General features: G+C 70.8%; 6 protein-coding genes. 1 reads left to right on the top strand and 5 read right to left on the bottom strand.

Features of this window, described 5'->3' with window-relative positions; genetic code table 11:
- Positions 1–480: 480 nt before the first annotated feature.
- Positions 481–1,128: a hypothetical protein gene (locus D7V80_RS39985; protein ID WP_120593017.1), complete on the top strand. Its 648-nt coding sequence runs from the start codon at positions 481–483 to the stop codon at positions 1,126–1,128.
- Here the strand turns inward: D7V80_RS39985 and D7V80_RS39990 are convergent, their stop codons facing one another.
- The 5 genes from D7V80_RS39990 to D7V80_RS40010 all read right to left on the bottom strand — a co-directional run bounded on the left by D7V80_RS39990 (position 1,129) and on the right by D7V80_RS40010 (position 5,348).
- Positions 1,129–2,103 (bottom strand): hydrolase, encoded by a 975-nt coding sequence (locus tag D7V80_RS39990; RefSeq protein ID WP_120593018.1) that lies wholly within the window; start codon positions 2,101–2,103, stop codon positions 1,129–1,131.
- Positions 2,100–2,402, bottom strand: coding sequence for a YkgJ family cysteine cluster protein (locus tag D7V80_RS39995; protein WP_120593019.1), 303 nt, complete (start codon positions 2,400–2,402; stop codon positions 2,100–2,102). The genes D7V80_RS39990 and D7V80_RS39995 overlap by 4 nt, the downstream gene beginning before the upstream one ends.
- 23 nt (positions 2,403–2,425) lie before the next feature.
- Entirely contained in the window at positions 2,426–3,565 is a 1,140-nt protein-coding gene (locus tag D7V80_RS40000; protein ID WP_120593020.1) for a hypothetical protein, read from the bottom strand.
- Positions 3,566–3,676: 111 nt separating this feature from the next.
- Entirely contained in the window at positions 3,677–4,633 is a 957-nt protein-coding gene (locus tag D7V80_RS40005; RefSeq protein ID WP_120593021.1) for a GNAT family N-acetyltransferase, read from the bottom strand.
- Positions 4,634–4,676: 43 nt separating this feature from the next.
- Positions 4,677–5,348, bottom strand: coding sequence for a hypothetical protein (locus D7V80_RS40010; RefSeq protein WP_120593022.1), 672 nt, complete (start codon positions 5,346–5,348; stop codon positions 4,677–4,679).
- Positions 5,349–5,544: the final 196 nt, after the last annotated feature.

Below are 5,544 nucleotides of genomic sequence, written 5' to 3' on the forward strand. Positions count from 1 at the left end.
AGGGGGACGCAGTACGCAGCGCGCAGTACGGGGCAGGACGGGCGGGACGGGGCAGCACGCAGCACAAGCAGCACGGCGGATCAGGGCAGTTGCGCATCACCTCGCATCGCGCGGCACCGGGGGGCAGCAGGCAGCGCGGTCGAGCAAGGCAGCAGGCAGGTCGCGGGACGGGGCTGGGCGGCGGGACGGAGCAGTGCGCAGTTTGGGGGAGTCCGGCAAAGGCAGCCGTGGTCGCCGGACGGGAGATGTGAAGGGCCGTGAATCAAAGACGTGGCGGTGCGAGAGCTTCGCGATCCAGCCGGCGGCGGCATCGAGGCGACGCGACAGTCAGCACCGGACGTGTGGCAGTGGCGGGAGTGGGTGGCGGGTCGGGGGGAGCAACACGCAGCCGGGTCTCGGAGAGCAGGTGCTCCCGGGATCCGGCGTACCTCGCAAATCTCATCGCGCGTGGCCGCGATGTCTGGAACGGGGAGAATCCTCATGGGAGCGGTGTCCATCGTCACCGCGGCGGTAGCGGTCCTGGCGGCCCACACGGCCATTGCCCAGACAGCACCGCAGGGGCAGTTGCCGCAGGTTCAGGCACAGCAGGGCGAAGGCCGCCGCCGCATGAATGATCCGGAGCGGCTGGCGCCCTTCGGTCTGATGCTCGACGCGGGCATGCCCGAAGGCGCGGGACTCTCCGGCGTCCTCCGGCCTTCACAGCACCTGCGGATCCACCTCGGCGGCGCGCACAACGGCCTGCGAGGCGCCTTGCGAGCGGGACTCACGCTGCTCCCGCTGAAGGGCAAGGTCTCTCCCTCGTTCTCATGGGAGTTCGGACACGCGCAGGCCGCGAGCACGAAGACGCTGAACCGGCGGCTGGCGGACAGCACGCAGCTGCCCACCTCCTCCATGGAGCGCGTGGGCTACACGTACATCAGCACGCACGTGGGCCTGGAGTTCAACGCCACCCGGCGCCTCAGCTTCTTCGTGCGCGGCGGCATGAGCTTCATGGAGATGGACGTCCCCAGCCTCCAGAAGCTGGACGAGCCCTTCCGCGACTCGCTGTCTCCCGTGGAGACGCAGTCGTGGATGATGCGCAAGGTGCAGCCGTCCGGAAAACTCGGCCTCACCTTCTTCTTCGGTTGATCAGCGGGCGAGCACCCGCTCGAAGAACGTGAGCGCCTGCGCCTCCGCCCAGAAGTACGGGCGATGCACGCGGCCCGCGACGAAGCCCACGTGGCCACCCTGCTCGGTCAGCACCACGCTGAGGAACGGGTTGTCCCGCGCGGAAGGCGGAATCACCGGCGCCTCCAGCATCGGATCATCCGCGGAGCTCAAGAGCAGCGTGGGCCGGCGGATGTCCGCGAGCCTGGGCCCCGACGACGCCTCCCGGTAGTAGTGCTCCGCGTCCCGGAAGCCATGCAGCGGCCCGGTGACCACGTCGTCATAGCCCCGGATGGTGCGCGCCGCCTCCATGCGCGTCCCGTCGAACGCGCCCGGGAAGCGCTGCAACTTCGCGCGGGCCTTGCTCTTGAGCGTGCGCAGGAACCGCTCGCGGTAGAGCCAGTGGTAGCCGCTGCCGCCATCCAGCTTGCGGCAGCACGCGTCCAGGTCATACGGCGCGCTGATGGACGCGGCGGCCACCACGGGCGCCTGATCGCCCGTCTCCTCCAGCAGCCGGCACAGCACGTTGGCGCCCAGGGAGAAGCCCACCGCGAGCATCGGCCCGGTGATGCGCTCGCGCACGTCCGCCATCACCAGCAGCGTGTCCGCCGTGTCTCCGGAGTGGTACGCCCGGGCCAGCCGGTTCGGCTCCCCGCTGCACGAGCGGAAGTTGATCGCCGTGGCGCCCCAGCCGCGCTTCGCCGCGCCCCGCAGCACCTCCGTGACGTAGCCCGCCTGGGAGGACCCCTCCAGGCCGTGCAGCACCACCACGTGCGGCGCGCCCTTGGGCCCGTCGAAGGTGTCCAGGTCGACGAAGTCCCCGTCCGGCAGGTCCCGCCGCTCCCGGCGCAGGGGCGGCACGCGCGTGGGGCGCACGAGCGACGCGTAGATGGTCTGCGCATGCGCGCCGCGAAGGCCCGGCGCGGGAACGAACGGCTCGGTGGGTTGGAAGTTCACTTCCGCTCCCGGATGGCGCGCGCCATCCGCATGGAGGCGCAGCCGGACTTGCGCACGGCCTCCGCCTCCGCGGTGAGCTGGAACAGCGCCAGGTAGTTGTTCACGCGTTCTTCCAACGTGGGGGCCTCGATGCGGCGGCACACCTCGTCCGCCGCGTAGTCCCGGCACACCTGGGGCCGCCGCTCGTACACGGTGCACAGGTTGTCCGCGCCCAGGTGCGGGCACCTCAGCCCCAGTGGCTTGTCCAGCGCGGCGATGTCCGGCGCCACGCAGCAGGCGCCACAGCAGGTGCACTCCATGAGACTCCTCAGGCGGTGCTGCTTCAGCGGCGGACGGCCTGCTCCACCTTGCCCAGGTTCGTCACGGTGAGCGTGACGCCCTGTCCCTTCTTCCACGCGACGAACTCGTCCTCGCGCGTGGGCTTCACCTCGTGCTGCTTCACGCCGTCGTCGTCGTAGCGCACGAGCACGGTGTAGTCCTCCTCGCGACGCACCCGCTCGTTCGTCCCGGCGGTGAGCTCCGGCCAGCGCGGCGGCCCCTCCGTGCCCTTGAGCTCGCGCGTGTCCACCGGCTTCCACACGTACGTGTCGTAGGAGCACTGCTGCGCGTAGACGGGCTCGTTGCGGTAGCGCGTCTCCGTGTCGCAGTCCTCGTAGGACTCGTTGCAGTACTTCGTCACGTCGTGACAGACCTCTTCGGCGAAGCCGTTGCCCTTGTCGCGTCGGGTGCACTTCTCCTCGGTGCCACAGGCCACCTTGCGCGTCTTCGTCCGGCAGACGCGCTGGGTGCCGTCCGCCACCCGGCGGGTGCCGCGCTGGCGGGACACGCAGTCGCGGATGTTCGTCACGCCCGCGACCTCGCCCGCGCCGTTCACCGGCATGCGCGGCGAGGTGGTGCTCAGCTCGTCCCGCCAGCCCGTGCGTGTCTCCGGGACGAAGCGCTCCTGCACCAGCGCGCGGCGCCAGTTCGTGGCCACCACCTCGCCCTTGAGCTCATGCTTCATGTTGCCCCAGATGCCCACCGCGCAGGTGCCCAGGCAGCACGAACTCAGGATGCCCACGACGATGAGCGCCACCTTCCCGAAGCGGCGGGGCTTGGGCGCGGGCTTGGGGGGCACCTTGGGGCCCAGGTCCGCGAGCGGCGCGGCCTTCGCATCCGAGCCCCGTTCGGCGGAGCACTGCCGGCAGCGCTTGCCGTCGCCCCTGTTCGCGGCGCCGCAGTAGGCGCAGAACCAGTCCTCGCCAGCGCCGGCCATCTCCAGGGCCTGGTCATCCGTGACGCCTTCGCGGGTGGACTTGCCGGAGGCCGCGTCCACGTCACCGAAGTCGAACTCGGACTCCTTGCCGGTCAGCTCCCGCGGGTTGTTGCAGGAGGGGCAGTTCTTGTGACGGGCGGGGATGTTCCTGGCGCCGCAGGATGTGCAGTTCCAGGTGCCCTCGATGATGCGCCTTCGCTCGGCCATGGGCCCATCCTAGGGGACCTGTCGCCGCCTGACACATCCGGGTGGAGGCAGGCGCCTCCGTTCCCACCAGGCCGGCGGTAGGAAGCCAGACCGCCGCCCTGGCCGCGAAGCTCACAGCCACAGGGCGCGAGGGAAGGGGACCTCCGGCGCGGGGGGCAGCCCCGGGCGCAGCGGCCGCAGCATGGGCAGCGACCCGTCCCGCTGCACGCGCACCGCGCCGGGGACCCCGCCAAGCAGTGACGCCGTCGCGGGCTCCTCCCACCACACCACGCGCTTGAGCCCTGCCTGGTGCGCCACGCGGCGCGCCTCCGTGAGCAGCGTCTCCGCCGCGGAGGCGTCCCGCGCATCCAGCATCAGCACCACCAGCTCGCCGTAGCGCGCGTTCATCGTCCAAAGCGCGGTGGAGTCGCCCACCACCGCGCCGCACGACCGGGGCCGGGGCCGGGCGAGCAGGTCCGCGTAGATGCGCTCCCGCTCCAGGTGCCAGTCCACCTGCGCGGCGCTGGGCCACAGGAAGAAGGGCACGTCCGGCTGGCGCATCCGCGCGAGCGCCCCCGCCACGTCCGTCTCCTGGAGGCCTCCGTCCACGGGCCGCCCCCCCGGTGCATCCGCCGCGTCCAGGTGCCAGTCCCACGCGGGCACCTCCACGTAGCCCGACCGGCGATACAGCGGCGCCCCGACGTCGGAGAACAGGACCACCGAGTGCGGCCGCGGCGCCACCTGCTCCAGCTCCGCGGCGACGGCGTCCATCAACCGCGTGGCGTGTCCCCGTCCGCGCAGGTGCTCCTCCGTGAACACGCTGGCGATGCCGTAGCTGTCCCCTTGCGTCAGCTGTCCGTCCGCGCCCCGCAGGAAGCTGTCCGTATGGAAGGTCTCGCACGACGCCAGCACCCGGCCGTCGTCCGCCAGCCACAGCCACGTGTTCATGCCCTCGCGGCTCCACGGGTGCGCGCGCAGCCGCGCTTCGCGCTCCTGGTACTGAGGCACGCTCAGGGGCGAACCCCACGCGGCATGGGTGACGGCGTCGCGCTGCGCCTTCTGTGCGTCGGTGGCGAGGACGAGTGACATGGTGCCGGGCACGCTAGACACGCGCCCCGCCCTCACGCGAGCACTACAGCGTCGTGGTGTACGGGAACCGGAAATGCAGCTGCAGGTACGCCTGCCCCACGTGGAAGATGCCGTCCCCCAGCGAGTCCGGCAGCCCCAGCCGGCCCAGCTCCTGCGGCACGTAGAACGTGGACTCCCAGCCCACACTGACGAGGAAGCTCTTCGCCAGCTGGAACTCCAGGTCCGCGCCCAGGCTCGCCCCGGGCCGCAGGAAGTGCGTGTCTGGCAGCGTGTCGGAGAAGATGTACGCGTACGTCAACACCAGCCCCACGCCCAGCTTGAAGCGCACCGGACTGGACGACAGCGGCACCCCCAGCCCCAGCGGCTTGAACGTCACGCCGTACATCCCCGTGTCGCGGTACTTCGGCGAGATGATGAACGAGTCCGGGATGAAGATGGACGGCGAGATGCGGAGCTCGTCCATCTGCTTCGCCTGCTTCCGGTAGCGCGCGGGGATGGCGCGCTGGTTCTTGCGCAGCCACTCCTTGTCCAGCACCGCGTCCACCGACAGCTTCAGCCCCGTGTGCAGCAGCTGGTCGTCCGCGATGGGACCGGAGAACACGAACACCGCCGGCCCCACGCCCACATCCACGGGAACGGTGACCTTCTGGGCCGCGGTGGCGACGGCGGGACAGGACACCAACACGAACAGCAGCGCGAGCAGGGTGGGCCTCAAGGGCGGGTCCTCACGTACCGGGTCCAGGAAGGGACCGCATTTCGAGCCTAGAAGGTGAAGACGCTCCCTGTCCCACGGCGCTAAGAAGTCCGCGCCGGAAAGGGAGCCGGCCCTTTCACGCTCCCTTGCAGGTCCGCTGCCGCACCTGCCTCACCCAAGGAACCACGATGCTCCCCGTTGCGCTGCTGCTCGCCTC

The sequence above is a fragment of the Corallococcus sp. CA054B genome, from assembly GCF_003611625.1.
Lineage (GTDB): Bacteria > Myxococcota > Myxococcia > Myxococcales > Myxococcaceae > Corallococcus > Corallococcus coralloides.